The sequence below is a fragment of the Afipia clevelandensis ATCC 49720 genome (genome assembly GCF_000336555.1).
Taxonomy (GTDB): Bacteria; Pseudomonadota; Alphaproteobacteria; order Rhizobiales; family Xanthobacteraceae; genus Afipia; species Afipia clevelandensis.
Genome location: NZ_KB375281.1, coordinates 124,887 through 150,790 on the forward strand (window position 1 = coordinate 124,887; position 25,904 = coordinate 150,790).

The window sequence follows — 25,904 nt, forward strand, 5'->3', positions numbered from 1 at the left end:
GCTCCTCGCAATGACAACCCGAAGCGGCCTTTCTTCACCTCTCCCATGGGGAGAGGTCGACGCGCCAGCAGCGCGATTACGCGCGCCTACGACGCGCTATGGCGCGGCGGGTGGGGGGGTACGCTCTCTCGATGGATTCTACGCCCTCACCCCAACCCTCTCCCCACAGGAGAGGGGGCTGATCGCGGGTGTGGAGCGTCCTACCTTTTACCCCAGATTCTTCAGCGGCAGCTTCCGCGTCGTCTTGAGCCGGTCGAGCACGATGGACGAGCGCACGTGCGCCACGCTCTCGTGCGGCATCAGCACGTTGTTGACGATGTCCGACAGGCTCTTCAGATCGCTCAGAACCACCTTCAGCAGATAATCCGAATCGCCGGTGAGTGAATACGCTTCCTGAATCTCATCAACGCGCCGCATCAGGTCGCGAAAGCGCTTGGCATTGTTCGGCGAGTGCGTCGCCAGCGTGATCTGGATGAAGGCCAGCACGTTGAAGCCGAGCGCCTCGCTGGCGAGGTCGGCGTGATAACCGGCGATCACCTTCTCGTCTTCCAGCCGCGTGCGACGGCGCGAGCATTGCGAGGCGGAGAGACCGGCCAGATCGGCGAGCTGCTGATTGGTCAGGCGGCCGTCATCCTGAAGCGCGGCAAGAATTTTGAGGTCGAAACCGTCCAGCGATACCATGCGCAAAAACCCATAATTATGCACAATCTGTGCATGATTATAGCAAAGTCCGGCTCATTTTACACGCCCATTGCATGAAAAGCGGCGCACGATGCACTCCTGAGACAAGAATCAAGGGAGATCGCCATGGGTCCGTTTCCGCACGATGCGCCGGCCGCCGTTATTTCCGAGCACAACCCGATGGGCACCGACGGCTTCGAGTTTGTCGAATACGCCCATCCCGAGCCCGAAAAGCTGCATGCGCTGTTCCGCCTGATGGGCTTCACGGCGGTCGCCCGCCACAAGACCAAGGCGATCACGGTCTATCGTCAGGGCGACGTGAACTATCTGGTCAACGAAGAGCCCGGCACCCACGGTCATGATTTCGTCGCGGCGCATGGCCCCTGCGCGCCGTCGATGGCGTTCCGCGTGGTTGACGCGAAGCGCGCCTATGAGCGCGCGCTTTCGCTCGGCGCGGAGCCTGCGGACGTGACATCCGCGCAGAAGACGCTGGATGTTCCCGCGATCAAGGGCATCGGCGGCAGCCTGCTGTATTTCGTGGATCGGTACGGCAAGAAGGGCTCGGCCTACGACGCCGAGTTCGACTGGCTCGGGCTGAAGGACATCCATCCCGAGGGCGCGGGGCTGTTTTATATCGACCACCTGACCCACAACGTGCATCGCGGCCGCATGGATGTGTGGACCGGCTTCTATGAGAAGCTGTTCAACTTTCGCCAGATTCGCTTTTTCGACATCGAGGGCCGGGCGTCCGGCCTGTTCTCCCGCGCGCTGACCAGCCCGGACGGCAAGATCCGGATTCCGATCAACGAGGACGCGGGCGATTCCGGCCAGATCGAGGAATATCTGACTACGTATCGCGGCGAGGGCATCCAGCACATCGCCTGCGGTGTGAAGGACATCTATCACACCATCGAGAAGCTGCGCGCGGACGGCCTGCCGTTCATGCCGCCGCCGCCAGATACCTATTTCGAGAAGATCGACACGCGCCTGCCCAGGCATGGCGAGGATGTCGCGCGCTTGCAGAGAAACGGTATCCTGATCGACGGCGAGGGCGTGGTCGATGGCGGCCACACCAAGGTGCTGCTGCAAATCTTCTCCGCCAATGCGATCGGCCCGATCTTCTTCGAGTTCATCCAGCGCAAGGGCGATGACGGCTTCGGCGAAGGCAACTTCAAGGCGCTGTTCGAGTCCATTGAAGAAGACCAGATCAGGCGCGGCGTGCTATCGGTGGACGGCAAGACCGCGGCCTAGTCATTGCGAGGAGCCATTGGCGCGTTTACGCGCCATGGCGACGAAGCAATCCAGCTTTTTGTTTCAAGAGTGGATTGCTTCGCTTCGCTCGCAATGACGAAAAGGCCGTCTACGACCGTCGCAGGTTCAACAGGTTGCCCGTCAAAATCAGCGCCGCGCCGGCGATGGTCGCTGCATCCAGCCGTTCCGAATAGACCAGCCAGCCCACGGCGGCTGAGAGCGGAACACGAAGGAAGTCCATTGGCACCACCACGGTCGCGTCGGCATAACGCATCGCCTGCGTGAAGCAGTAGTGCGAGTAGGTGCCGCAAAAGGCGATCACCACGATCCACGGCCAGACATGGGTCGATGGCCAGTGCCAGTAATAGATCGCCGGGATCAGGCCGATCAGTGACTGGATCACCAGCATCCAGAAAATGATGACCACCACGCTGTCGGTGCGGGTCAGCGATTTCACCATGACAATGGCGACGCCGAATCCGAGGGCGGCCAGTACCATGACCGGTTGTCCCGGGCTGACCGGCGCCGCGCCCGGCTGCACGATGACGATCACGCCGACGATGCCGAGCACGATGGCGAGAATTTTCCAGACATTCAGCTTCTCGCCGAGAAAGCTTACCGCGAGCAGCGCGGTCCAGACCGGCATGGTGAATTCGATCGAGACCACCTGCGCGAGCGGGATCATCGTTAGCGCCAGAAACCAGCCATATTGCGCGGCATAGTGAACGACGTTGCGCCCGATATGCTGTAGCGGGCGCGCGGTCTTCATTCCGGCAAAGCCGCCATTGCGATGGATCAGCGGATAAAGCAGGAGCAGGCCGATCACCGAGCGCATTTCCATCACCTGGAAAACGCTGAGTTCGCGCGTGGCTTCGCGCCCGGCCACCAGCATGATCAGCATCAGCGTGAGCCAGCCGGCCATCCAGCTCGCGGCCTTGGTATTTGATGGCGGCATGGCGACGAGGGTCTGTGTCACGAGCGAACCTGTGTTGCAGCGCAAATCGACATAAGGTCTTTGCGGGACGCCTGCTTACGCAATCTCATTTTTGCGTGCAATATCGCCAAAGTCTCGGCAGGCCCGGCAAGTTTGCATCTTGCATCGCTTGGCGAACCTGCAACGATCCAGGGTGCGGGACGCAGATTCCGCCATGTCAAAAACAAACAATCCGAGAGGACGCGCCTTGCTTGATCTGATGTCCCTTCCGTTCGACGTTGAAACCATGCTCGCGGGCCTGCGCCCGTGGATAGAGTGTGAGAGTCCGACCTGGGACGCCGCGGCCGTCAACCGCATGCTTGAACTCGCCGCGCGAGACATGGCGCTCAGTGGCGCGTCGATTGAATATATCGCTGGACGGCAGGGCTTTGGCGGCTGCATCCGGGCGCGGTTTCCGCATCCCAGACAGGGCCAGCCGGGAATCCTGATCGCGGGACACATGGACACTGTGCATCCGGTCGGCACGCTGCAGAAGCTGCCTTGGCGGCGCGAGGGCAGCAGGTGCTACGGCCCCGGCATTCTCGACATGAAGGGCGGCAACTACGCCGCGCTGGAAGCGATCCGGCAACTCGCGAAAGCCGCGGTCGCGACGCCGCTGCCAGTGACCGTCCTGTTCACGCCGGATGAAGAAGTGGGAACGCCGTCGACGCGCGACATCATCGAGGCGGAGGCGGCGCGCAACAAATATGTGCTGGTGCCGGAGCCTGCCTTCAGGAACGCGGGCGTCACCACCGGCCGCTACGCGATTGCACGCTTCAATCTCGAAGCCACCGGCAAGCCAAGCCACGCCGGCGCCACGCTCGCGTCGGGCCGCTCCGCGATCCGCGAAATGGCGCGGCAGATCATCGCCATTGACGGGATGACCGGGGACGACTGCACCTTCAGTGTCGGCGTCGTTCACGGCGGGCAGTGGGTCAATTGCGTGTCATCCAGTTGCCGGGGCGAGGCTCTCAGCATGGCCAAGCGTCAGGCCGATCTCGATCGCGGCGTCGAGCGGATGCTGGCGCTGAACGGCATCACCAACGATGTCACCTTCACGGTGACGCGCGGCGTGACGCGCCCGGTCTGGGAGCCGAATGCGGGCACGCTTGCGCTGTATGAACAGGCGCGGGCGGTGGGGGTGAAAATCGGCCTCGACCTGATCCATGGCAGTTCGGGCGGCGGATCGGACGGCAATTTCACCGGCGCGATGGGTATTCCGACGCTCGACAGCCTCGGCGTCCGCGGCGCGGACTACCACACGCTAAACGAGCATATCGAGGTCGACAGTCTTGCCGAACGCGGACGTTTGATGGCCGGTCTCTTGGCCAGCCTGCAATGATTTGCCAAGATGACTGCGCACTGTTCCTCCTGTTCACGGATACTGCCGCATGCCCAACATTGACCTGATCGACAGCTTCGCCGAAGAACTCACCGCCATCCGCCGCGATCTGCATGCGCATCCGGAAATCGGATTCGAGGAGCACAGAACATCCGGCATCGTTGCCGAGAAACTCGCAGGCTGGGGCATCGAGGTGCATCGCGGCCTTGGCGGCACCGGCGTGGTCGGTCTTCTCAAAGGCAAGGGCAACAGCACAAAGCGGATCGGCCTGCGCGCGGACATGGATGCGCTGCCGATGGAGGAGAAGACCAACCTGAGCTGGCGCTCGACCATCCCCGGCCGTTTCCATGGCTGCGGCCATGACGGCCACACCACCATCCTGCTCGGCACGGCGCGCTATCTCGCGCAAACGCGCAACTTCGACGGCACCGTGGCGTTCATCTTTCAGCCCGCCGAAGAAGGTCTTGGCGGCGCGCGCGCCATGATCAAGGACGGCTTGTTCGAGAAGTTTCCGCTGGACGAAGTCTACGGACTGCACAACGCGCCGCAGCTCAATCCGCAGCAGGTTGCGGTGGCTCCCGGACCGACCATGGCCAGCGCGGATTTCTTCGACATCACCATCACCGGCTATGGCAGCCACGGCGCGATGCCGGAAATGTCGCGCGATCCGGTGGTGATCGCCATGACGCTGGGGCAGGCGCTGCAGACCATCGTCAGCCGCAACGTCGATCCGCTGAAATCCGCGGTGCTGTCGATCACGCAGATTCATGCAGGCTCCGCTTACAATGTCATTCCCGGCGAAGCGACACTGGCCGGAACTGTGCGGACGTTTTCCGAGAAGGTGCGCGAGCAGATTCGCGACCGCATCCGCACCATCGCAGCCGGCATGGCGGCGGCGTTCCAGGTCGAGATCAAGGTCGATATCCGCGACATCTTTTCGGTGCTGGTCAATCACGAGGAGCCGTCGCATTTCGTCGCGGACGTCGCGCGCGAAGTTGTCGGCGGCGAAAACGTGCTGACGCGGCCGACGCCGAAAATGGGCAGCGAGGATTTCGCGGACATGCTGCTGGCGGTGCCGGGCGCTTACTTTTGGCTCGGCCATGAAGGCGACGTGCCGCTGCATAATCCCGGTTTCGTGCTCGACGACAAGATTTTGCCGGTGGGCGCCAGCCTGTTCTCGCGCATCATCGAGAAGCGGATGCCGCTCGCGGCGTAAGCGGTCTGCGCGGTGTGCGATCGTTGGCCGGGGTCGCTTCGCGCCTCGGGGTGACGAAGGAAGGAACGTCTTGTCCCATCCACATTGGAGCGCATCATGCAGGTCTGCAATGTCGTCAGGTTCAAGGTCAAGGCCGGCAAGGAAGCCGACTTTCTCGACGCACACCGGAACGGAAAGGCCAAATGGCCCGGCCTTGTGCGTGGCTTTATTATCCAGACCGGCGAGCGGACATTCTGCCTGATCGGCGAATGGCCGAGTCAGGACGCGCTGGTTGCTGCACGCCCTGCGATGATCAAGACGCTCGACAGCTTCAGGGACTTTCTTGAGGATCAGGGCGAAGGACGCGGCATCACGGATGCCGTTTCGGGCGCGGTGGTGCTCGATTTCTGAACTCCAGACGTCTGCGCGTGGGTACTAATCACTGGACGGTTGCGCGAACAACTGCCGCACCATGGTGGTGAGCCGTCCTGATGGCGAGGCCAGTTCATCCATCATGGTGAAGTGGTTTGCGCCGGGGATTTCTTCGTAAGTGACCGGCAATCCGTAAGCAGCGCGGTGCCCGGCATAATCGGCGGATTGCTTGCGCAGCAGAGGCAGTTCGCCGCTGCCCGCCACCACCACGAGCGGCTTGTTCACGCCGCCGGGATTGCGCATCGGCGAGTTGCGCTGGATCGTTCCGTCATCGAGGTTGAGCTTCGCATTCAGGTAGCTGTGGCGGATCGGTTCGAGATCGTAGATTCCGCTGATCAGCAGTCCGGCCTTGATATGCGGGTGGCCCAGCGACATCGACGACAGATGACCGCCCGCAGACCAGCCCGACACGATCATATTGTTGGGGTCGCCGCCGAGTGCGGGGAGTTCGGTGACGAGATATTCGATACCGGCGCGAACCTCGCTGACGATCTGGTCCAGCGTAACGGCTGGCGCGAGTGTATAGCCGATGAGTGCGACATTGATGCCGTGCGCCAGCGGTCCTGCGGCACAGAAGGTGAAGTTCTCCTTGGCGCGGGTCTGCCAGTAGCCGCCATGGATGAACACCAGCGTCGGCCCGCCGTCCTTCACTTTCAGAAAGTCGATCCGGTTGCGCTCGCGCGGACCGTAACGAAGATCGAGCGATTGCGGATATTGCGCACGCATGCCGGCGGAGAGACGCTCCCATTCGGCGACGATGGAAGCCGTCTCCGGCACATGCAGCGTATTGTTGAAGCCGAGATCGAGCTGTTCCTGCGTCAGCTTGCGCCAGTCCGGTGCATCGGCGGGTGCGCTCATGAGTTGTCTCCGGTTGACTGCAGCGATGATCGCAATTGGGCGAGGTCCACGCAACCGGTCATTCCCGCAGTGCGCGGATCACCAGAAACGGGATCAGGCCGAGGATCACGCTGACCAGCGCGAACAGCAGCAGCGCGTCGTAGCTGCCGGTCATGTCGTGGATCAGGCCGCCCGCCCATGAGCCGAAGGACGAACCAAGCCCGCTGCCGATGGTGATGGTGCCGTAAATGGTGCCGACGCGTTCGCCGCGGAAAATCTTCATCGCGGTCGCGGTAATCAGCGGGCCGCGCGAGCCGATCATGCTGCCGAAGCACAGCACAAACGCTGTCAGCATCCAGATGTTCGGATAGGTTTTCAGCAGCCAGAGCAGGCCGATGCCGACAATGGACATGGCATAGCTGAACAGCACCGAGCGGCGGCGGCCAATGACGCCATCGAGCCAGGTCACACCGAGCATGCCGAACAGCAGCACGACGCCGCTGAAGCCCCATGCGGTTGCAGCCTGCAACGGCGGAAATCCGGCATCCACCAGATAGGCGACGACCTGCGCGGAAATCGCGAACATGCCGACCGCCGTGAAGAAGAAGGTGGCGAACAGTGCCCAGAAGGCGTGGTGGCGCATGGCCCTGACCAGCGTCCAGCCTTCGTCGATCATCCCGGCAGCAGCGCTTTTCTTCAGCACTGGCGAGCCGGACGCGAACAGTTTCCACGGCAGCAGCAACAGCGGGAGCAGGAGAACCAGCGCCGCCGTGCCGAATATCTGATATGCGCCGCGCCAGCCGAAGCGGTCGATCAGGATTTGCGACAGCGGCAGCAGGAGCAGGACCCCCGCGCCGGCGGCGGAATAGACCACCGACATCGCGGTCGGCAGTTTTGGGCCGAACCATCGCCCCAGCATGATCGAGTTCGGCACATTGCCGATGCAGGCGATGCCGAACCCGGCGCACAGGCCGAGGCTCAACTGGAATTGCCAGAGTTGCTGCGCATAGGCGGCGCAAAGGAAGGCGCCGCCGAGCAGGGCAAGCCCGAGGGAATAGACGGCGCGCGGTCCGGAGCGGTCGAACAGGCGGCCGATGATCGGGGCGGCAAACCCGCCCGCCAGCGCGGCCAGCGAATAGATCGAGATCACCTCCGCGCGGTCCCAGCCGGAGCTTTGCGAGATCGGCAGCAGGAAGACGGTGAAGCTCTCGCCAAGGCCGCGCCCCAGCACAGACAGGGCAAAGCACAGCGCCAGCACATTGAGCGCGATATGCACCGGCTTCATGCCCGGTTTCGGGTCCGGCGTGGCGGGCGTCATCGGGCTGGCCCGGAGAGCGTGATGCGAGTCATGAGTCCATGAACCGCAATTCGCGGTTCAGGAGCAGGGGCAGTTTGCGAATACGCCTATGCAATCGCGTGTGTAGGTCTTGTTGCGGGTCGCCGCATCAGGAAAGGACATACCGCGAATATGCGAGGGTTCGACACTTCTTCACCTCTCCCCGCATGCCGGGAGAGGGGGAGCGCAATCGCGTTCATCAGGCTTCACACCCCCAGATAGACCTGCTGGATGTATTTGTCGCCCGCGATCTCCTTTGCGGTGCCCTCGCGGATAGTGCGGCCATGTTCCAGCACATAGACGCGGTCGGTGATCTTGAGCGTCGAGGTCGCGTCCTGTTCGACGATCAGGATCGCGGTGCCGTCCTTGCGGATCTGCTGGATCGCGTCGAAGATCAGGCCCTTCAGCCGCGGCGCGATGCCGACCGACGGCTCGTCGAGCAAAAGCAGTTCAGGGCGGCCCATCAGCGCGCGGCCGATGGCCACCATCTGCTGTTCGCCGCCCGACAGCGTGCTGGACTGCTGCCATTGCCGCTCGCGCAGCACCGGGAACAGCGCGAAGACGCGCTCGAGGTCGGCATTGATCTCGGCCTTGTTGCTGCGCAGATAGGCGCCGAGCTGCAGGTTCTTCAGCACCGACAGCTCCGAGAACAGCTTGCGGCCCTCGGGGCAATGGCAGATGCCGCGCGCGACCACATCGTAGGGCGCGACTCCATCCAGCGATTGGTCCTTGAACAGCAGCTTGCCCTGCGAGCCGATGGTCCGCGAGATCGCTTTCAGAAGGGTGGTCTTGCCGGCGCCATTGGGGCCGAGCACGCCGACCAGCTCGCCCTTGTCGACCTTGATCGACACGGATTCGATGGCGAGCGCCTTGCCGTAGCTGACCCGCAGATCGGAGACTTCAAGCAGAGGCATCGGCGTCCTCCGTCTTGCCGATATAGGCTTCAATCACTTTCGGATTTTTCACGATTTCCTCGGGCGGTCCGACGGCGATGATCTCACCGAAGTTCATCACGATGACCCGGGAGACCAGCGCCATGAACTCGCGCAGCTTGTGCTCGATCAGCAAAATCGTCAGGTTTTCCTCGCGGTGCAGTTTCTTGATCAGATGCGCCAGCGGTTCGATCTCGCTGGAGCCGAGGCCGGCGAACGGCTCGTCCAGCAGCAGGAGGTCGGGCCGGGTCGCCAGCGCGCGGGCGATTTCCAGCCGCCGCAGGTCGCCATAGGGCAGCGTTTCCACCGGCTCCACGCCGCGTCCGCCGAGACCGACCTGTTCGAGCAGGTGGCGGGCGCGCTCCTCCTTGTCGTGGTCCTGATGCGCGCGCGGCGACATGCAGGCGACAAGGACGTTTTCCAGCAGGTTCATGCCGACGAACGGGCGGCAAAGCTGGAAGGTGCGCGCCATGCCACTGTTGACCACTTTGTAAGGCGCAAGGCCGCGCAGCGGTGCGCCGTTGAACGTCACACTGCCCGAGGTGGGCTGCATGAAGCCGGTCAATAGATTGAACAGCGTAGTCTTGCCGGCGCCGTTGGGACCGAGGATGCCAGTAAACTCGCCTTTTTCCAGTTTGAAGGTTGCATTCTTCACGGCGGTGAGGCCGCCGAAGCGCTTGGTGACGTCGTTGACTTCGAGCAGCGCCGTCATCGGAAACGCTCCGTCAGCTTGCGCCACAACGGCGCGACGAGGCCATTGGGAAGGAAGAACAGGATCAGCATCAGGGTCAGGGTGTAGATCCACAGCCGGTACTCACCGAAGCCGCGCAGCATTTCGGTGAGCAGCGTGAGCAGGATCGCTGCCACCGCCGCGCCGAAGATCGAGCCGATGCCGCCGACGTAACACATGATGATGACGGTGATGGACACCACCACGGAGAACAGCGGCGGAGAAACCTGTAGCTGATAGTGGGCATAAAGCGCGCCGCCGAGACCGGCGAAGGCCGCGCTGATGGCGAGCGACGCAATCTTGTAGAAGGTGACGTTGATGCCTGCGGCCTGACAGGTTGCTTCGTCGCCGCGGATCGCCCGCAGCAGCAGGCCCCAGTGCGACTGCGCCAGAAGCATGAGGACAATTACGGTGACGACGAGAATCGCCAGCACAAACCAGTAGTAGTGCAGGGGATTGCGCATCAAGGGGTCGAGGCCATAGAGCCCTTCCTCGCCGCCGGTATACTCCCAGAAGATCAGGCAAAGACGCTGCAGGATCGCGGACGCGGAGAGCATTGCCAGCGCAAAGTAAGGTCCGCGCAGCCGCAGCGTCGGGAAGCCGACGATGATGCTGAAGGCGACAGCGACCACCACGGCGGTCGGCAGGCTGTACCAGGGATTTGCGAACCAGACGGTCGCCAGAAAACCCGCGACATAGGCGCCCGCGCCGATGAACAGCGAATGGCCGAAGTTTTCACGCCCGGTCAGGCCGGACATGAAGTCCCAGCTCGAAGCCCAGATGCCATAGATCACGCAGACGGTCAGCACGCCGGTGAGATAGTTGCTGGCGATCAACACCGGTGCGATGGCGAGAATGGCGACGAGAACAATGCCGCCGGCGATATCAATCATTGAAAGCTGCCGCATGTCAGAACGCCGCCCGCCGTCCAAGGATTCCCGAAGGCCGGATCATCAGCGTGACGACCACCGCGACGAGAGAGACAAGTTCGGTCCACGAGGTCGAGACCAGATAGGCCACGATGGTCTCGGAATAGCCGAGGATAAGCGCGGCGATAATGCTGCCGGGGATCGAGCCGAGGCCGCCGACGATGACGATGGCGAAGGCTTTCACCATCGGCAACAGGCCCATGGTCGGCTGTACCGTCAGGAACGGCGACACCAGCACGCCGGCGAACGCCGCGGTGCCCGCCGAGATCGCCATCACGATGGAGAAAATACGGTTGGTCGGGATGCCCATATACTGCGCGGCCTCCGGGTCCTGCGAGACCGCGAGGATTGCTGCGCCAAGGCGCGTGCGTTGAATGAACAGCCAGAGCAGCAGCAGCACCAGAATGCTCATGACCAGCGCCAGCAGCCGCTGCCCGCTGATATCGACGCCGCCGATGGAAATCTTCTCTGCCACGAAGGAGGGAACGTTGCGGTATTCGGAGCCGAAGGTGATGAACAGCGCCTGTTCCACCGCCAGCGACACCGCCAGCGTGATCATCAGCACTGCGAGTTGCGAGGCGCGCAGCGGCCGCACCAGATATCGCTCCATCAGCACGCCGAACCCTGCGACCAGCAGCACCGCGAGCGGCGCCGCGATGATCAGCGGAAAGTTCAGAAGGGATGTGAAGACATAGGCCGCGTAGGCGCCGAGTGCGTAAAACGAGCCGTGGGCCAGATTGAGGATGCGCGCGACGCCGAAGATCAGCGTGAAGCCTACCGCGAGCAGCGCATAGATTGCGCTGGAGACAGCGCCATAGATCAGGATTTCGAGCATAACCGCCTGCTGTTCGTCATGGTCTTTCCGACACCTCGCCCCGTTCTTGCGGAGAGAGGCCGATCGTGAAGCGAGCGTGTGAGGGGCGAATTAACGGAGCGATACACCGAGCGCGTTGTCGGATGCTGCGATGCCCCTCATCCCAACCTTCTCCCCGTTAGAACGGGGAGAAGGAGAGAGACCGCGACTCAGTTCATCCAGGGCGGCGGGATCATCTTCCCGGTTTCGGAGGCCTTCGGCCACACGACGATGCGCTGGCCGTCCTTCTGCCACTGTGCGAACAGCAGGTTCTGCAGGCCGGGGCCCTGCTTCACATCGTGAACCTCGTCGAACTGAATCTTGCCGGCGATGCCGACATAATCGGTCTTTTCGAGTTCCTTGATGACCGCATTCGGCTCGACCGAATTGGCCCGCTTGACGGCTTCCGCGTAGACATAGATCGCGTCATAGGCGCCGACGCCGGTGTAGACGGGGGCGGTGCCGAAGCGCTTCACGAATTCATCCCAGAAAGGAATGGTCTTCGGCGTCAGCGGGGCACGGGTTGCGAACAGGCCGACGGTTTCCGAGAGCGCCTTGCCGCTCACGCGGGTGAAGAAGTCCGCATCCTGGCTCTTGACGTCGATGCCGCCGATCGGAATCGGCACCTGCGCATCATGCCACTGCTTGACGAAGATGTCGGAGGAGGCATGCGACAGGATCACGATCAGATACTGCGCGCCGCTCGACTTGACCTTCGCGAACAGCGGCGAGAAGTCCGAGGTCGAGGTGTCGAAGAATTCGGCCATCGGCACTTCGGTGCCGCCGGCGACTGCGCCCTTCTTCAGGATCGGCACCAGGTCCTGCACCCACTTCGCATTCTCGCCGACGATCGCGACCTTCTTCAGGCCCATCTCGCCCTTGAGCTTGCCGTTGATGAAGTCCACCAGCGCGCGCGCCTGATGAGCCGCGTTGATCGGCGACACACGGAAGATGTACTTGTAGTTCTCGTAGTCGGATTTCACCTTCGCGGTGATCGAAGGCGAGGCCGCGCCGACGCCGAGGTAGATCGTCTTCGCATTCGCGATGTGCGGCAACTGGGCGAGCGTGACGCCGCTGGTGTAGCCGCCGATCAGCACGTCGACCTTGTCGTCGGCGGTGAGCTTCTTGATCGCCGCGATGCCCTGTTCGGGATTTTCGGTTTCGTCCGCGACGACCATTTCGAGCTTGCGCCCGACAAGACCGCCTTTGCTGTTGATGTCCTCGATCGCCATCTTGATGGCATTCTGGGTGTCGCGTCCGACCTGAAGCTGAACCGAGGTTGGAACGCCGATCTTGATGGTTTGCTGGGCGGAGGCGGGAACCGAAGCGAGAAGGGTTCCGGCGCTAACGATGCTCGCTGTTGCGAGCAAACTGAGAAATGACTTCATGACGTTTCTCCCTGTTGCATCCGAATTCGTGTCCGGTGCTTTTTCTTTGTGGCGACAGACTGCTGGCGAGACATGTTCGAGTCAAGCAAAGATCGGATGATTGAACGGTGCAGCGTTTGAAACGGTGTCGCAGGTAGCAGGGGCCGTCTGCATTGTTGCGGCGAGTTAATGTTGCGATGCCGAAGAGTCGCGGCGCTGCTCGCTGTGCGGACGCGCAAAGTTTGTGCAGCGCTGGTCTGTACGCCTCCCACCGGTGTTGCCTTACGGCGCGCGATGGGCGTCCATGAAACTTGCAAAGCGCGGATCGCCGACATGGGCGATATTCACGCGCATGGCGGGAGGGGCAGGTGTTGCATCCGGATTGAACGCCGAGCCGGGCGCCAGAAGAATGCTGCGTTCGGCGGCGATGCGCGAGAGCTGCGTGTCGTCGATATGTCCGGGAAGTTTGCACCACATGTAAAAGCCGCCGCGCGGCTGGCCGAACACCGGCAGACCCAGCCGCGACAACGTGTCGTTGGCCTGCGTGGTTGCGGCCTCAATGCGACCGATCAGCCGCTTGAGATGGCCGCGATAGCGCCCGCTGGTCATCAGATCGTAGATGATCTGTTCGACGTAGCCCGAACTGTTGGCGCGCGTGATCATCTTCAGGTCGGCCAGCCGCGCAATGGTGTCGGTGTTCGCGGCGATGTAACCGGAACGCAGGCTGGCGGAGAGGGTCTTGGCGAAGGTGCCGACATAGATCACGCGGTCGAGTTGATCGAGCGCGGCGAGGCGAGGACTCGTGTTGGGCAGCACATCGGCGAACGGATCGGAATCGACAATGCGCAGATTGTGTTCGGTCGCGGTGCGCAGCAGCCGGTAAGCCACGGGCAGGGTGATCGAGCAGCCTGTGGGATTGTGCGCCAGCGACTGCGTGAAGAACATTCGCGCGCCGGTGCTCGCGGCCTTGGCGGCAAGGTCGTCCGGGTCCGGTCCGTCTGCGGTTCGCTGCACACCGATCAACCGCGCTTTGGCGAGGCGCAGCTTGCCGAACAGCGGATAGTAGCCCGGGCTGTCGACCAACACCGGATCGCCCGGTTCGACATACTGCCGCACGATCATGTCGAGCGCGTCGTTCGCGCCCTGTGTGAGCAGCACCTGCGTCGGCTCCGCCCCGATGGAGCGTTCGGCAAGATGTCCCGCGATGCGCTGGCGCAGCGTCAACAGGCCGTAGGGGCTGCCGTAGCTTTCCGGCAAGGTGCGCTGGCCGGGGCGGCTCACCGGCCGCAGATAAGGCCCGACTTCGGAGCCTTCCATCCACGCGGCTGGCGGACGTCCATCACCCACGCGCACCTCGTAACGCTTTTCCAGTTGCTCGCGCAGCAGCCAGACACTGTCCACCGCGCCAACTTTTGCGGGCTCAATCGCTTCGGCGCGCTTGGGACGATGGAGCGAGACGTAAAATCCGGAGCCGGGCTTGCTCTCGATCTGGCCCGAGGCCACCAGCCGCTCATAGGCATCGACGATGGTATTCTTGGACGCGCCGAACAACTCCGATGCGCCGCGGATGGATGGCAGGCGCTCGCCGGGCCGGAGCACGCCGCGTTCGATTCTCGCAACGATTTCATCGGCGATGGTCTCGATACGCGAGCGCACGGCTCCGCTGGAGTGCTGAATTGTACCCATGTTGCGAATGGTACGGACCTTCCCGAAATTGTGCAAAGTGTTCCTTGTGGTGTACCCCCATCACCATACAGTTTCCGCAGCCGAAAATCCCCTCAAGAGGACCTCGGTTCGGGAGACGCTGAAGAATGACTGTTGCCAGGCTTGGCGCGAACCGCTCGTCGCGGATCGCTGGATTTCACCGCAAGTCGCCGCAGGAGCGGCTCGATCTGGTGGCCTCGTTCGCTGGCCTCGATGCCGCGACCGCGGCGCATCTGGCCGATATGGGAAATCTTTCGCCGCCGCTGGCGGACAAGATGATCGAAAACGTCATCGCCACCATGAATGTGCCGATCGGCATCGCCACCAATGTGAAGGTCGATGGCGAGGATGTGCTGATCCCGATGGCGACGGAAGAGTCCTCGGTTGTCGCCGCGGTCTGCAACGCGGCACGGCAGACTTACGACGCAGGTTTCACCACATCCGTGTCCGGCACGCTGATGATCGCGCAGGTGCAGGCCGTCGATGTGCCCGATCCCTATGCCGCGCGGCTGCGTCTTCTGGAGAAGCGCGACGAGATCAAGGCGATCTGCGATGCCTGCGATCCGCTGCTGGTGAAACTCGGCGGCGGTTTCCGCGATGTCGAGGTGCGGATCCTCGACACCCTCGGCGGGCCGATGGTCATCACCCATCTGATCGTCGACACCCGCGATGCAATGGGCGCCAACGCCGTCAACACCATGGCAGAGAAGATCGCGCCGCATGTCGCGTCATGGAGCGGCGGGCGGGTGTTCCTGCGCATTCTCTCCAATCTGGCGGATCGCCGCCTGGCGCGCGCCCATGCGGTGTGGAAGCTGGACGACATCGGTGGGACAAGCGTGCGCGACGGCATCATCAGCGCCTATCAGTTCGCCGAAGCCGATCCGTATCGCGCGGCCACACACAACAAGGGCATCATGAACGGCATCAGCGCCGTCATCCTCGCGACCGGCAACGATACGCGCGCCGTGGAAGCGGGCGCTCATGCCTATGCTGCGCGGGGCGGGCGCTATTCAAGCCTGACGCGCTACGAGATCACCAAGGACGGCGACCTCAGTGGCTCCATCGAACTGCCGCTCGCGGTCGGTCTGATCGGCGGCGCGACCAAGATTCATCCGACCGCGCAGGCGTGCCTGAAGATTCTCGGCGTCACCACGGCGGAACGGCTGGCGCGGATCATCGCGGCGGTCGGACTGGCGCAGAATTTCTCCGCGCTGAAGGCGCTTGCGACCGTGGGTATCCAGTCCGGTCACATGGCGCTGCATGCGCAGAACATTGCGATCATGGCCGGTGCCACCGGCGATGACGTCGATGCCGTCGCAAAGGTGCTGGTCGAGCGCGGCACGGTACGCATCGACGTCGCTCAGGAGGTTTTGGAAACACTTCGGCGCTAACAGTTTTTCGGATCAAGCCAACAATCCATAAAAATCGAAACGGGAGGATCAAGAATGATGAAGACGAAAACGGCCTTTCTGACAGGAGCCGCGATGCTGCTGGCGCTGATGAGCCCGGCTCAGGCGCAGATCGCCAACAACACCATCAAGCTCGGCGTGCTGACCGATCTCACCGGGATTGCGACGGACTCGACCGGGGCAGGATCGGTCGCCGCGGCAAAGCTCGCCATCGAAGATTTCAAAAAGGAGAAGCCGGACATCAAGGTCGAACTGCTGCAGGCCGATCATCAGAACAAGCCCGACATTGGCGGCGCGATCGCGCGGCGCTGGATGGACATCGACAAGGTCGACGCCATTCTTGACGTGCCGTTTTCGTCGGTGGCGCTTGCGGTGCAGGAAGCCACGCGCGGATCGAAAACCGCGTTCATCGCGTCCGGTCCCGGTTCGTCGCTTCTGACCGGCGAGAAGTGCTCGCCCAACACCGTCCACTGGACCTACGATACCTGGGCACTGGCGCATGGCACGGCGCTGGCCTTGCTCAAGGCGAAGAAGGACACATGGTTCTTCGTCACCGCGGACTATGCGTTCGGTCACTCGCTCGAAAAGGACGCATCCGATGTGGTGAAGGAGCAGAACGGCAAGGTTCTCGGCAGCGTACGGCATCCGCCGGGCGCATCGGATTTCTCGTCATTCCTGCTGCAGGCGCAGGCCAGCAAGGCCAAGATCGTCGCGCTCGCCAATGCGGTGAATGACACCGTTAACTCGGTGAAGCAGGCGACGGAGTTCGGCCTTCAGGCCGGCGGACAGGAACTGGCGGCGTTGCTGATGCAGGTCACCGACGTCAACGCCATCGGATTGCAGGGCGCGAAGGGCCTTTATCTGACCGAAGGCTTCTACTGGGACGCCAATGACGGCACGCGCAAGTTCGCTGACCGCTTCACGGCGGCGGTGGGCGGCGGCAAGCGTCCAACCGCGATTCAGGCGGGCGTCTATGCCGGCACGCTGCACTATCTGCGCGCGGCTGCTGCGGCGAACACCACCGACGGCCTGAAGGTTGTCGCCAAGATGAAGGAAATGCCGTCGAAGGACCCGCTGTTCGGCGAGGGGCACATCCGCGAAGACGGCCGCCATATCCACGATATGTATCTGTTCCAGGTGAAGACTCCCGCCGAGTCCAAGGCGCCGTGGGATTTCTACAAGCTGGTGGAGACGATTCCGGCGGCGCAGGCGTTCCGCCCGCTGGCTGACGGCAACTGCCCGATGGTGAAGAAGTAAGCCGATTCCACGGCGCTCCATTGCTGCGGGCTTCCGCGGTGGTGGTTTAGAGAAGGTGTAATTTCCTCCCGGCGGGCTTTGTTCGGGAGGAAATTTCTCTCTGCGTACATGATCTTAGAATGCAATGCGGGTCTGCCCATGCAGCATGACGCATATGCGGTATCTAATTGACCAAAAACGGAAATTCGGCTATTTCAGCGCCGTCGTGAATGCTGCCGCCGTTGTCGCCTGCCAGGCAGGCTCCCAGCAAAATTCATTGGCATGACGAGTCTGCGTGAGGCGTGATCGCCCGCAAGTCCGGCGATTGTGTGCTCACCGATTGCAAGAGCATGGGTCCGTTATGAGCAACTTCAATCAGGAAACGGTTCTGAGCGTCCATCACTGGACCGATAATCTTTTCAGCTTCACCACCACGCGCGATTCCTCGTTCCGGTTTCGCAATGGCGAGTTCACGATGATCGGCCTCAAGGTCGGTGAAAAGCCGCTGCTGCGCGCCTACAGCGTCGCGAGCGCGAACTATGAAGAGAACCTCGAATTCTTCTCCATCAAGGTGGCGGACGGTCCGCTGACCTCGCGCCTTCAGCATCTGAAGGAAGGCGACCAGATCATCGTGAGCCGCAAGGCGACCGGGACGCTGGTGATCGACAACCTGACCGATGGCCGCAATCTCTATCTGATCGGTACCGGCACCGGCCTTGCGCCGTTCCTGAGCGTGATCAAGGATCCCGAGACCTACGAGCGCTTCGAGAAGGTCGTGCTGCTGCACGGCTGCCGTCATGTCCGCGAACTGGCTTACGGCGAACTGATCACCGAGAAGCTGCCGCAGGACGAAATGATCGGCGAAATGGTGAGCAACCAGCTCATCTACTATCCGACCGTGACGCGCGACCCATTCCGCAATCGCGGCCGCATCACGGACCTCATTACATCCGGGAAGCTGTTCGAGGACATCTCGTTGCCGGCGCTCGATGCCGCCAAGGATCGCGTCATGATGTGCGGCAGCCCGGCGCTGCTGGTGGACACCAAGAAGCTGCTGGAAGATCGCGGTTTTGTCGAAGGCAATCACGGCGAGCCGGCTGACTTCGTGGTTGAGAAAGCGTTCGCCGAGCGCTGAACCGGATAACTGATCTCAATGAAAAAGCCGCTGGCGATGCCGGCGGCTTTTTGTTTGGCTTGCGCTTTGGTCCATCCTGAGGTGTGAGAATGCCCGGGGCGAGTCCGGGCATGACAGAATGCGGCACGCCTACACGTCCATCAGGCTGTCGCGCAGATTCTTCTTCATCACCTTGCCATTGGCGTTGCGCGGCAGCGGCTCGGTGCCGATGTCAATGGTTTCGGGCACCTTGTAATCGGACATGCGCTCGGCGCACCAGGCGCGCAGGGTCGGGGAATCAATATCCGAGCGCACCACTACCACGGCATGCACGCGCTCGCCCAGCACGGGACAGGGGCGCGCCACGATGGCGCTTTCGACCACTGCGGGATGAGCGGCGAGCACCGACTCGACCTCCGCAGAATAGATTTTCAGGCCGCCGCGGTTGATCATGTCCTTCTGCCGGTCAAAGACGCGGACAAAGTTCTGCTCGTCGATGGAGCCGAGGTCGCCCGAATGCCAGTAACCCGCAGTAAAGCTCTCCGCCGTGGCGCGGGGATTGTTCCAGTATCCCTTGATCACCGAGCCGCCGTGAATCCATAGCTCGCCGACCTCGCCGCGCGGCACCTCGCGCCCCGCGGCGTCGACCACGATGATATGCGCGCCGGGGCAGGGCAGGCCGACGCTGTCGCCGTGGGTGGCGGTGAACTCCGGCGGCATCACCGTCGAGGGCGATGAAGTCTCGGTCGATCCATAGGCGTTGACCAGCTTCAACCCGGGAAGTTTCTCGGCGAGTCTCTGGATGGTGGCGGTCGGCATCGGCGCGCCGCCATAGCCGCCGATACGCCAGGCGGACAGATCGTAGGAGTCGAAGTCGGCCTGCAGCAGACACAGATTGTACATCGCGGGCACCATCACGGTCTGCGTGACACGTTCGCGCGATGCGATCTTCAGATATTCCGCCGCCTTGAATTCCGGCACGATAATCAGCGCACCGGCACAGCGCGCCATCGCCATGATGTTGGCGGCGATGCCGGTGACATGCGCCAGCGGCACCGCGGCGATCGAACGGTCGGCCTGCGTCAGTTCGAGGCAGGCTTCATAGACAATGGCCGAGTGAATCAGATTGCAATGCGCCAGCATCGCGCCCTTCGGCTTTCCCGTGGTCCCTGACGTATAAAGGATCATCGCGGTGTCCTGCTCGTCCACCTCTGCAGGGGGCGGCGGGGCTTCGGTCGCGACCAGATCCAGAAACGCCAGCGCATCACTGGCCGGGCTGATCGACACGCGATGAAGCAGGCCGGGCAACTCGGCCGCGTCCGGCAGGCGGTCGGCCATGTCGTTTTCGTAGATCAGCAGCTTGGCGCCGCAATCCGTCAGAACGTAAGCGATCTCCGGTTTCTGCTGGCGCGTGCTCAACATCACGCTCACCAGGCCGAGATAGGCGGCGCCATAAAGCGTCAGCACGAATTCGTTGCGGTTGCCGAGCAGCAGCGCGATCCGGTCACCGGATTTGAGGCCGATTTCCTTGAAGCCTGCGGCGACCTGCATGGACTTCTGCATCACCTCGCGCCAGGTCAGGCGCTCGTGGCCGCAAATCAGCGCCTCGCCATCGGGATTGCGGGCAGCGGCCTCGGCGACCATGGCCCAGATGTTTGAAGGCCGCTGCTCGAAGGCGGGGACGATACGATCGCCGAAACGGGTTTCCAGCCGCATGGCCGGAATAGGATATTGCGACCAGTCCATCTCTTTGTGTCCTGCCCTGACTGCAGTGTCAGGCTGAAAAGTTGGCTCCGCGCTCGATCACGAATTCCGCATCGAACAGAGTATGCGAATGATTCAAATCGGATTGAGACATCAAAACAGTTAAACCTTTGCCTTTCAGCGAGGCAAGAACGTCCGAAATCCGTTCGGACAGGGCAGGTGCGATCCCCTCGAATGGCTCGTCAAGCAAGAGGCACTTCGTCCCGATCCCGAGCGCGCGCGCGAGCGCCACCAGTTTCTGCTGTCCGCCGGACAACAGCAGGGCCTTGCGGTCGCGCATGGCCACGAGTTCGTCGATCACATCATAGACGAATTCCAGCCGCGCCTTGCGGTCGACATCCTTTGCGACCCACAGCGGCAGCAGGATGTTTTCCTCGACGGTGAGCTGCGGCACGAGGCCGCGATCTTCCGGCATGTAGCCGATGCCGAGGCCGGCACGGGCGTGACGCGGAAGGGCAGCCAGATTTTCGCCCGCGAAGCGAATCGAGCCGTTTCTCGGGGCAAGATGCCCCATGACCGAGCGCATCAGCGTGGTCTTGCCGGCGCCGTTGCGCCCGACAAGGCTCACCATGGCGCCCTCGGCAATATGCATGGTGAAGCCGCGCAGCGCGGGCATCGACTGGATTTCAACAGCGAGATTGTCGATTTCGAGCAGCGGACGGGATACGGTCATTTCGCGCCTCCCGTCACATAGCGGCGCACTTCCTGATCCTTCAGAACGGTGGCGGGTGCGCCATCGGCAAGAATGCGTCCGTTGTAGAAGGCGACCACGCGGTCGGCATACTTGCTGACAATATCCATGTCGTGTTCGACAAAAACGATGGTGGCGGCGTCGCCCGAGACCGCGTGAATCACGCGGTCCATGGTCGCAAATTTCTCCTCCGCCGAGACGCCGGAGGTGGGCTCATCCAGCAGCAGCAATTTCGGACGGCGCGCCAGCGCCATAGCGATATCGACCAGCTTGCGCACGCCGCCCGCGAGTTCTGACACCGGGCGGTCGGCATGACCGGCCAGCGCGAAACGCTCGAGCAGGGCAATGGCCTTGTCGCGGCGCTCGCCGCCATCCGCAGGTGCGGTCGCGGAGAGCCGCCCGCCTTCCGCGCTGGAGACTGCGACAGTGAGATTTTCCGCCGCGGTCAGTTCGATGAAGAGCTGCGGAATCTGGAACGAGCGGGAAATCCCGAGTCGTGCCACATCGCGCGGGGAGCGGCGGCCGATCGGGGAGCCATCAAGCTCGATCGCGCCGCTATCGGGTTTCAGATAACCCGTCACCATGTTGACGAAGGTGGTTTTGCCCGCGCCGTTGGAGCCGATCAGGCAGAGCTTCTGGCCCGCCGGAATGTCGATGCTGACATTGTCGGCGGCGACCACGGCGCCGAAGCGCTTCTGCAATCCACGTACGGAAAGAACGGGTGTCACGATGCCGCTCCTTCCTCGCTCGCCGCGGGCTTTCGTTTTCTCCCGCTCCAGAGCGATCCGATGCCGCGCGGCAGGAAGAGAATGACGGCCAGCAGGAACACGCCGAGCACAAGCTGCCATGTGTTCGGCAGGTACAGGTTGGAGAACGAGCGCACCAGTTCGAGCGCAAGCGCCGACACGAACACCGCCGCCACGCTTTGCGTTCCGGCAAGCACCGCGACGAACACGAATTCGCCTGATGTCGTCCAGTAGGCGAATTCCGGGTCAATGTGCCGCTGCGCCATCAGCGCCAGCGCACCGCTGGCGCCTGCGAATGTTGCCGCGATGATGAAGTTGAGGGTGATGATGCGATTGGCCGAGGTACCGAGATATTCGACACGCAGGTTGTTCTCGCGCACCGCAAGACTGGTCAGCCCGAACTGCGACTTGAACAGGATGGTGGCGTAGATGCCCGCGAGTCCGGTCGCAACCACCGATACCGCATACAGCATGAAGTCGGCCTCGCGCGGGTCGTTGAACACCGCGCCGAACAGGGTGGGGCGTCCGACATTGAAGCCATCCGACCCGCCGAGGATCGTGGTTTTGACCAGCGCGCCATACAGCACCATCGACAGCGCCAGTGTCAGCATGCCGAAAAAAATACCGGTGTAGCGCGCGATCAGCGGGCCGATAACAAGACCCAGCAGGCCGCCGAACACTGCTCCGATCAGCACTTGCGCGACAGCGTCGGTCAGGCCCCAATGGTGGGCGATCAGGGCAACGCCATAGCCGCCGCCGGCATAGAACAGGCCTTGCCCGAACGAGACGTTGCCGGTCCGCGCCAGCACGACAATGCCGAGCGCGACGAGGGCCTTGGAGGCGGCGACGGTCGCCAGCGACAGCGTCCAGGCCGGAATGATGCGGCCGAACAGCACCGCGAGGACGACAAGGCCAAGAAGGGCCAGAGGATGCGTGGCGGACTTCATCAAATGCGCCTCGCGACTTCGCGGCGGAACAGGCCCTCGGGCCGGAACATCAGCACCGCCGCCATGATGAGATAGATCATGAACAGTTCGGCCTGCGGCAGCAGGTGCACCGAGGCCGCGCGCGCCATGCCGACCAGGATGGCGCCGACAGCGGCGCCCTCGATGCTGCCGAGGCCGCCGATCACCACGATGGCGAAGCTCAGGATGATGATCTCGGAGCTGAGGCCGGGCTGGACGGAAATCTTCGGCGCGGTGAGCCCGCCGGCGAGCGCTGCCAGCATCACGCCAAACGCGAAGGCGAACGCATAGACGCGGTTGATCTTGACGCCCATGCTCGCGCTCATCTCGGCGTTGTGGATCACGGCGGTGACGATCTTGCCGAAGGTGGTGCGGTTGAGCGCGAACCAGACCGCAAATCCGATCGCCGCCGAGAACGGGATCAGCATCAGATCGTAGCCGACATAGAACAGTCCGGCGAATTCGACATTGCCGAAGAGCTGATAGGGATCGTTGGCATAGATCGGGTTGACGCCCCAGATCAGCTTGGTGACGTCCTCGAAAATCAGAAACACCGCGTAGGTCACGAGCAGCAGGACGACTTCATCACGCCCGTAAAACAGCTTGATCAGCCCGCGCTCCATCAGAAGGCCGACAGCGGCGGCGATCAGCGCGACAGACACCAGCATCAGCACGAATCCGAGGCCGGGTGGCACCTTGTGCGCGGCCGCCATGGTGACGGCCGTGGCCGCCAGATAGGCGCCCAGCGCGTAGAAGCCGCCATGGGCGATATTGAGAATTTTGAGCACGCCGAACACCAGCGTCAGGCCGAGCGCGACAATAAACAGCCACGAGGCCTGAATCAGACCGTCGAGAATGACCGTGAGGAAAGTGTTCATAGGGTTTTCGCGGCGACGGGTGAGGGGAATATCAACTGGCAGTCCCTCATCCTGAGGAGCGGCCTATTGGCCGCGTCTCGAAGGATGAGGGGAGGTGAAGCCCTCATGGTTCGAGACGGCGCAAGTGCGCCTCCTCACCATGAGGGATCGGTCCTCGCCGCCGCTTACTTGCACTTGTCGTTCTTCATCCCGCCCTTGATCCAGTCGAGCGCCTTCACGCCGGGCGGCGGGTTGACGCACTCGGCCTCAAAGTTGACGATGTCGACCAGATCGACGCGCTTCTTTTCCGGATTGTACTTGGTGCGGCTGAAGGCGATCGGCTGAATGGCCTGATGGCCGTCGCCGTTCTTCATCTGGATCAGGCCGCCGGGGCTCTGCCATTCGGAGCCGGTCATCGCCGCCACCAGTTCGTCGGTGCTCGGCTTCTTGCCGCCGTTCTTGGCCATCGCCTTCTCAACCGCGTTCTTCACGCCGAGAATCGACTGGGTGACGCGGTAGGCGGCCTGCACCGGATAGACGCCGTTGGCCTTTTCATAGCCATTGAAGAACCACTCGTTGAGCGGGGTCTTCGGCGACATCAGGCCGTAGGCACCGCGCGCGCCGATGATGACGCCGTCCGGCATCTTGTCGCCGAGCGCGGGCAGAACGTGGTCGGCGGCACTGAGCACAAGCTGGCTGCGCTTGGCGAGGCCGCGCGGCACCGACTGCAGGATGAAGGCCTGCAGGTCGCCGCCCCAGAGGCTCGAATAGACGACATCGGAGCCGGCGGCGACCAGCGCCGAGATCTCGGTGCCATACTGGCCGGCGCCGAACTTCGGCATCAGGTCCGCATTGAGCTTGGCATTCGGATAAAGCTGCGCGGCGGCAGCGATAAAGTCGGCCTTGCTGTCCTGACCCCAGGCGTAGTCCTGGTTAATGGCCGAGAACGTATCCATCTTGATGTTCTTCATCTTCATGTAGCGGATCAGGCCGACGTTGTCCTGCGTCGCGTGAGCCGAGGTGCGGAAGACATAGTTGTACTTGCCTTCCTCGAAGATGCGCGGCGTACCGCAGTCGAACAGGAACAGCGGCTTCTTCAGTTCTTCCGCGATGGGCGCGACGGCGAGGCAGTCGCCGGAGCCGATATAGCCGATGACGGCATCGACATTGTCGCGCTGGTAGAGATTGCGCAGTTCCTGCACCTGCTTGGTGGCGCCGCCGTTCTCGTCGATGACGACCGGCTCGATCTTCAGTCCGCCGAAGCCGACTTTATTATAGGGCGCCGGACCGGCGCCCTTGTTCAGTTCGCCGATCACGAACTCGGCGGCTTTGCCGGCGGGAACGCCGAAACTTTCCGCAGCGGGGCCGGACAGGAAGGTGACAATGCCGACCTTGAAGGTGTCTTGCGCCAGCGCCGGGCCGCCGAGCGCGAGAATGGCGGCGGAGGCTGTGAGTGCTGCGAGTGTGCGCTGGTAACAGGTTCGCGAAAGGCGATTCATGTTCGGTATCCTCCCAATTGTCCGGTCATGCCGGTTTTTGTGTCCGCATCCGTTTGCCGGATGTCAGTGGTTCCATGCCAGCTTAAGCGGGCTTTTCCTGCGCGTCTATGATCCGGTGCGCCCGACGGTGCGACGAATGTTTGCACATCGCATCGCGTCGCCCGTTACGCGATCTGCTTCCTCCGGAGCTTGCCATTGATTGTCTGCTTTCTCGATGACACCCGCGCTCTGCCGTATTTCTTTTTCGACAGCTTGAACTGGGTATAGCCGAGCACTTGTTGCATCGCGGCGCGGGCTTTTTCTGCATTGCCATCGGCGATGGCGCGTGCCGCGATGGCATGGTTCGGCAGGTTCTCGTCGAACCAGCCGGGGCTGCCGGTGGCAACCATGAACACTGCGCTGAGAATGGTATCAATCGCGCCGCGGAAGCCCTGCAGGACCGGGTTATGCGTGGCGTCGATAATGGCGAGGTGAAATTCCTTGTCGGCGACAATGGCGGTCGGAACGTCATGCGAGGCTTCCATCGCGGCGAGCGCGGTCATGATCCGCTTGCGGTCCTTCGCCGTCGCGCGTTCGGCCGCGAGCGCAGCCGCCGCCGGCTCGATAATCAGCCGGACTTCCTGCAGCGCCAGCAGCAGTTCACGATTGGGTTCTTCCTTGCTGATGAGCCAGCTCAATACGTCGCGGTCGAGCAGGCTCCATTCGCCGCGCGGGCGGACGTGCGTGCCATGGCGGGGCCGCACGCTGACCAGACCCTTGGCGGCGAGCGTCTTGATCGCTTCGCGCACCACGCCGCGGCCGACGCCGAAGCGGTTTTCCAGATCATGTTCGGGCGGCAACGCGGAGCCGACCGGAATAAGATCATGCGCGATCTCGCTGCCGAGGGTGCGCAGCACGGATTGAATGCGCCCGGGCTTGACGAGCTTGCTCGCAGGTTTCGGACGGGATTTAGCGGACGACCTCATGGAACGAGGCTAACACGCAGGCCTTCGCGGCGGCAATCATCCGATGTTTGATGCCGGACGGGCCGAGGTTGCTGCAATGCAGGAGAAATCGCCGAT

24 protein-coding genes are annotated in these 25,904 nt (G+C 62.6%); 7 read left to right on the forward strand and 17 right to left on the reverse strand.

The window, feature by feature from the left end:
• Window positions 1-207: 207 nt before the first annotated feature.
• On the reverse strand, window positions 208-681 hold the full coding sequence (locus HMPREF9696_RS00570) for an Lrp/AsnC family transcriptional regulator (protein ID WP_002710981.1): 474 nt from the start codon (window positions 679-681) through the stop codon (window positions 208-210).
• A 126-nt stretch (window positions 682-807) separates the two neighbouring features.
• Here HMPREF9696_RS00570 and hppD point away from each other — a divergent pair, with 126 nt between their 5' ends.
• Window positions 808-1,932 (forward strand): 4-hydroxyphenylpyruvate dioxygenase, encoded by a 1,125-nt coding sequence (hppD, locus tag HMPREF9696_RS00575; protein ID WP_002710982.1) that lies wholly within the window; start codon window positions 808-810, stop codon window positions 1,930-1,932.
• A gap of 109 nt (window positions 1,933-2,041) precedes the next feature.
• Here the strand turns inward: hppD and HMPREF9696_RS00580 are convergent, their stop codons facing one another.
• A complete protein-coding gene (locus HMPREF9696_RS00580; protein ID WP_002710983.1) occupies window positions 2,042-2,908 on the reverse strand; it encodes a DMT family transporter in 867 nt (288 codons plus the stop codon).
• 217 nt (window positions 2,909-3,125) lie between these two features.
• Here HMPREF9696_RS00580 and HMPREF9696_RS00585 point away from each other — a divergent pair, with 217 nt between their 5' ends.
• The 3 genes from HMPREF9696_RS00585 to HMPREF9696_RS00595 all read left to right on the forward strand — a co-directional run bounded on the left by HMPREF9696_RS00585 (window position 3,126) and on the right by HMPREF9696_RS00595 (window position 5,853).
• Window positions 3,126-4,247, forward strand: a complete 1,122-nt coding sequence (locus HMPREF9696_RS00585) for a M20/M25/M40 family metallo-hydrolase (protein WP_040301715.1) — start codon at window positions 3,126-3,128, stop codon at window positions 4,245-4,247.
• 49 nt (window positions 4,248-4,296) lie between these two features.
• Window positions 4,297-5,463 (forward strand): M20 aminoacylase family protein, encoded by a 1,167-nt coding sequence (locus HMPREF9696_RS00590; RefSeq protein ID WP_002710985.1) that lies wholly within the window; start codon window positions 4,297-4,299, stop codon window positions 5,461-5,463.
• Window positions 5,464-5,559: 96 nt separating this feature from the next.
• Window positions 5,560-5,853 carry a putative quinol monooxygenase gene (locus tag HMPREF9696_RS00595; protein WP_002710986.1) on the forward strand — a complete coding sequence of 98 codons (294 nt, stop codon included), beginning with the start codon at window positions 5,560-5,562 and terminating at the stop codon, window positions 5,851-5,853.
• A gap of 24 nt (window positions 5,854-5,877) precedes the next feature.
• Here HMPREF9696_RS00595 and HMPREF9696_RS00600 read toward each other — a convergent pair whose 3' ends face one another.
• From HMPREF9696_RS00600 to HMPREF9696_RS00635, 8 genes are all read right to left on the reverse strand, one after another.
• On the reverse strand, window positions 5,878-6,732 hold the full coding sequence (locus tag HMPREF9696_RS00600) for an alpha/beta hydrolase (protein WP_002710987.1): 855 nt from the start codon (window positions 6,730-6,732) through the stop codon (window positions 5,878-5,880).
• Between the two features lie 58 nt (window positions 6,733-6,790).
• A complete protein-coding gene (locus HMPREF9696_RS00605; protein WP_002710988.1) occupies window positions 6,791-8,029 on the reverse strand; it encodes an MFS transporter in 1,239 nt (412 codons plus the stop codon).
• A gap of 224 nt (window positions 8,030-8,253) precedes the next feature.
• Window positions 8,254-8,961, reverse strand: a complete 708-nt coding sequence (locus HMPREF9696_RS00610; RefSeq protein WP_002710989.1) for an ABC transporter ATP-binding protein — start codon at window positions 8,959-8,961, stop codon at window positions 8,254-8,256.
• Window positions 8,948-9,691 carry an ABC transporter ATP-binding protein gene (locus tag HMPREF9696_RS00615; RefSeq protein ID WP_002710990.1) on the reverse strand — a complete coding sequence of 248 codons (744 nt, stop codon included), beginning with the start codon at window positions 9,689-9,691 and terminating at the stop codon, window positions 8,948-8,950. The genes HMPREF9696_RS00610 and HMPREF9696_RS00615 overlap by 14 nt, the downstream gene beginning before the upstream one ends.
• Entirely contained in the window at window positions 9,688-10,617 is a 930-nt protein-coding gene (locus tag HMPREF9696_RS00620; protein WP_002710991.1) for a branched-chain amino acid ABC transporter permease, read from the reverse strand. The genes HMPREF9696_RS00615 and HMPREF9696_RS00620 overlap by 4 nt, the downstream gene beginning before the upstream one ends.
• 1 nt (window position 10,618) lies before the next feature.
• Complete coding sequence (locus HMPREF9696_RS00625) at window positions 10,619-11,473, reverse strand: branched-chain amino acid ABC transporter permease (RefSeq protein WP_002710992.1); 855 nt, start codon at window positions 11,471-11,473, stop codon at window positions 10,619-10,621.
• Between the two features lie 188 nt (window positions 11,474-11,661).
• Window positions 11,662-12,879, reverse strand: a complete 1,218-nt coding sequence (locus HMPREF9696_RS00630; protein ID WP_002710993.1) for an ABC transporter substrate-binding protein — start codon at window positions 12,877-12,879, stop codon at window positions 11,662-11,664.
• A 261-nt stretch (window positions 12,880-13,140) separates the two neighbouring features.
• Window positions 13,141-14,544, reverse strand: a complete 1,404-nt coding sequence (locus HMPREF9696_RS00635) for an aminotransferase-like domain-containing protein (protein WP_051053194.1) — start codon at window positions 14,542-14,544, stop codon at window positions 13,141-13,143.
• Between the two features lie 125 nt (window positions 14,545-14,669).
• Between HMPREF9696_RS00635 and HMPREF9696_RS00640 the strand changes: the two genes are divergently transcribed.
• From HMPREF9696_RS00640 to HMPREF9696_RS00650, 3 genes are all read left to right on the forward strand, one after another.
• Window positions 14,670-15,953, forward strand: a complete 1,284-nt coding sequence (locus tag HMPREF9696_RS00640) for a hydroxymethylglutaryl-CoA reductase, degradative (protein WP_002710995.1) — start codon at window positions 14,670-14,672, stop codon at window positions 15,951-15,953.
• A 54-nt stretch (window positions 15,954-16,007) separates the two neighbouring features.
• Entirely contained in the window at window positions 16,008-17,228 is a 1,221-nt protein-coding gene (locus HMPREF9696_RS00645; RefSeq protein ID WP_002710996.1) for an ABC transporter substrate-binding protein, read from the forward strand.
• 340 nt (window positions 17,229-17,568) lie between these two features.
• Window positions 17,569-18,342, forward strand: a complete 774-nt coding sequence (locus tag HMPREF9696_RS00650) for a ferredoxin--NADP reductase (RefSeq protein ID WP_002710997.1) — start codon at window positions 17,569-17,571, stop codon at window positions 18,340-18,342.
• 129 nt (window positions 18,343-18,471) lie between these two features.
• On the opposite strand, the gene HMPREF9696_RS00655 is transcribed toward HMPREF9696_RS00650, so the two are convergent.
• The 7 genes from HMPREF9696_RS00655 to HMPREF9696_RS00685 form a co-directional block, all read right to left on the reverse strand.
• A complete protein-coding gene (locus HMPREF9696_RS00655) occupies window positions 18,472-20,067 on the reverse strand; it encodes a class I adenylate-forming enzyme family protein (protein WP_002710998.1) in 1,596 nt (531 codons plus the stop codon).
• A gap of 28 nt (window positions 20,068-20,095) precedes the next feature.
• Window positions 20,096-20,758, reverse strand: a complete 663-nt coding sequence (locus HMPREF9696_RS00660; RefSeq protein ID WP_002710999.1) for an ATP-binding cassette domain-containing protein — start codon at window positions 20,756-20,758, stop codon at window positions 20,096-20,098.
• A complete protein-coding gene (locus HMPREF9696_RS00665; RefSeq protein WP_002711000.1) occupies window positions 20,755-21,504 on the reverse strand; it encodes an ABC transporter ATP-binding protein in 750 nt (249 codons plus the stop codon). The genes HMPREF9696_RS00660 and HMPREF9696_RS00665 overlap by 4 nt, the downstream gene beginning before the upstream one ends.
• Window positions 21,501-22,469 (reverse strand): branched-chain amino acid ABC transporter permease, encoded by a 969-nt coding sequence (locus HMPREF9696_RS00670; protein WP_002711001.1) that lies wholly within the window; start codon window positions 22,467-22,469, stop codon window positions 21,501-21,503. Before HMPREF9696_RS00670 ends, HMPREF9696_RS00665 begins: the two co-directional genes overlap by 4 nt.
• Window positions 22,469-23,365 (reverse strand): branched-chain amino acid ABC transporter permease, encoded by an 897-nt coding sequence (locus HMPREF9696_RS00675; protein WP_002711002.1) that lies wholly within the window; start codon window positions 23,363-23,365, stop codon window positions 22,469-22,471. The genes HMPREF9696_RS00670 and HMPREF9696_RS00675 overlap by 1 nt, the downstream gene beginning before the upstream one ends.
• A 164-nt stretch (window positions 23,366-23,529) precedes the next feature.
• Window positions 23,530-24,843, reverse strand: coding sequence for an ABC transporter substrate-binding protein (locus tag HMPREF9696_RS00680; protein ID WP_002711003.1), 1,314 nt, complete (start codon window positions 24,841-24,843; stop codon window positions 23,530-23,532).
• A 164-nt stretch (window positions 24,844-25,007) separates the two neighbouring features.
• Entirely contained in the window at window positions 25,008-25,808 is an 801-nt protein-coding gene (locus HMPREF9696_RS00685; protein ID WP_002711004.1) for a FadR/GntR family transcriptional regulator, read from the reverse strand.
• Between the last annotated feature and the right edge of the window lie 96 nt (window positions 25,809-25,904).

Coding starts and splice junctions, on each gene's coding strand:
- HMPREF9696_RS00595 (WP_002710986.1), top strand. CDS start 5,560: ATGCAGGTCTGCAATGTCGTCAGGTTCAAGGTCAAGGCCGGCAAGGAA.
- HMPREF9696_RS00625 (WP_002710992.1), bottom strand. CDS start 11,473: ATGCTCGAAATCCTGATCTATGGCGCTGTCTCCAGCGCAATCTATGCG.
- HMPREF9696_RS00610 (WP_002710989.1), bottom strand. CDS start 8,961: ATGCCTCTGCTTGAAGTCTCCGATCTGCGGGTCAGCTACGGCAAGGCG.
- HMPREF9696_RS00620 (WP_002710991.1), bottom strand. CDS start 10,617: ATGCGGCAGCTTTCAATGATTGATATCGCCGGCGGCATTGTTCTCGTC.
- HMPREF9696_RS00645 (WP_002710996.1), top strand. CDS start 16,008: ATGATGAAGACGAAAACGGCCTTTCTGACAGGAGCCGCGATGCTGCTG.
- HMPREF9696_RS00615 (WP_002710990.1), bottom strand. CDS start 9,691: ATGACGGCGCTGCTCGAAGTCAACGACGTCACCAAGCGCTTCGGCGGC.
- HMPREF9696_RS00600 (WP_002710987.1), bottom strand. CDS start 6,732: ATGAGCGCACCCGCCGATGCACCGGACTGGCGCAAGCTGACGCAGGAA.
- HMPREF9696_RS00585 (WP_040301715.1), top strand. CDS start 3,126: ATGTCCCTTCCGTTCGACGTTGAAACCATGCTCGCGGGCCTGCGCCCG.
- HMPREF9696_RS00655 (WP_002710998.1), bottom strand. CDS start 20,067: ATGGACTGGTCGCAATATCCTATTCCGGCCATGCGGCTGGAAACCCGT.
- HMPREF9696_RS00570 (WP_002710981.1), bottom strand. CDS start 681: ATGGTATCGCTGGACGGTTTCGACCTCAAAATTCTTGCCGCGCTTCAG.
- HMPREF9696_RS00650 (WP_002710997.1), top strand. CDS start 17,569: ATGAGCAACTTCAATCAGGAAACGGTTCTGAGCGTCCATCACTGGACC.
- HMPREF9696_RS00590 (WP_002710985.1), top strand. CDS start 4,297: ATGCCCAACATTGACCTGATCGACAGCTTCGCCGAAGAACTCACCGCC.
- HMPREF9696_RS00660 (WP_002710999.1), bottom strand. CDS start 20,758: ATGACCGTATCCCGTCCGCTGCTCGAAATCGACAATCTCGCTGTTGAA.
- HMPREF9696_RS00680 (WP_002711003.1), bottom strand. CDS start 24,843: ATGAATCGCCTTTCGCGAACCTGTTACCAGCGCACACTCGCAGCACTC.
- HMPREF9696_RS00630 (WP_002710993.1), bottom strand. CDS start 12,879: ATGAAGTCATTTCTCAGTTTGCTCGCAACAGCGAGCATCGTTAGCGCC.
- HMPREF9696_RS00605 (WP_002710988.1), bottom strand. CDS start 8,029: ATGACGCCCGCCACGCCGGACCCGAAACCGGGCATGAAGCCGGTGCAT.
- HMPREF9696_RS00670 (WP_002711001.1), bottom strand. CDS start 22,469: ATGAAGTCCGCCACGCATCCTCTGGCCCTTCTTGGCCTTGTCGTCCTC.
- HMPREF9696_RS00685 (WP_002711004.1), bottom strand. CDS start 25,808: ATGAGGTCGTCCGCTAAATCCCGTCCGAAACCTGCGAGCAAGCTCGTC.
- HMPREF9696_RS00640 (WP_002710995.1), top strand. CDS start 14,670: ATGACTGTTGCCAGGCTTGGCGCGAACCGCTCGTCGCGGATCGCTGGA.
- HMPREF9696_RS00675 (WP_002711002.1), bottom strand. CDS start 23,365: ATGAACACTTTCCTCACGGTCATTCTCGACGGTCTGATTCAGGCCTCG.
- HMPREF9696_RS00635 (WP_051053194.1), bottom strand. CDS start 14,544: ATGGGTACAATTCAGCACTCCAGCGGAGCCGTGCGCTCGCGTATCGAG.
- hppD (WP_002710982.1), top strand. CDS start 808: ATGGGTCCGTTTCCGCACGATGCGCCGGCCGCCGTTATTTCCGAGCAC.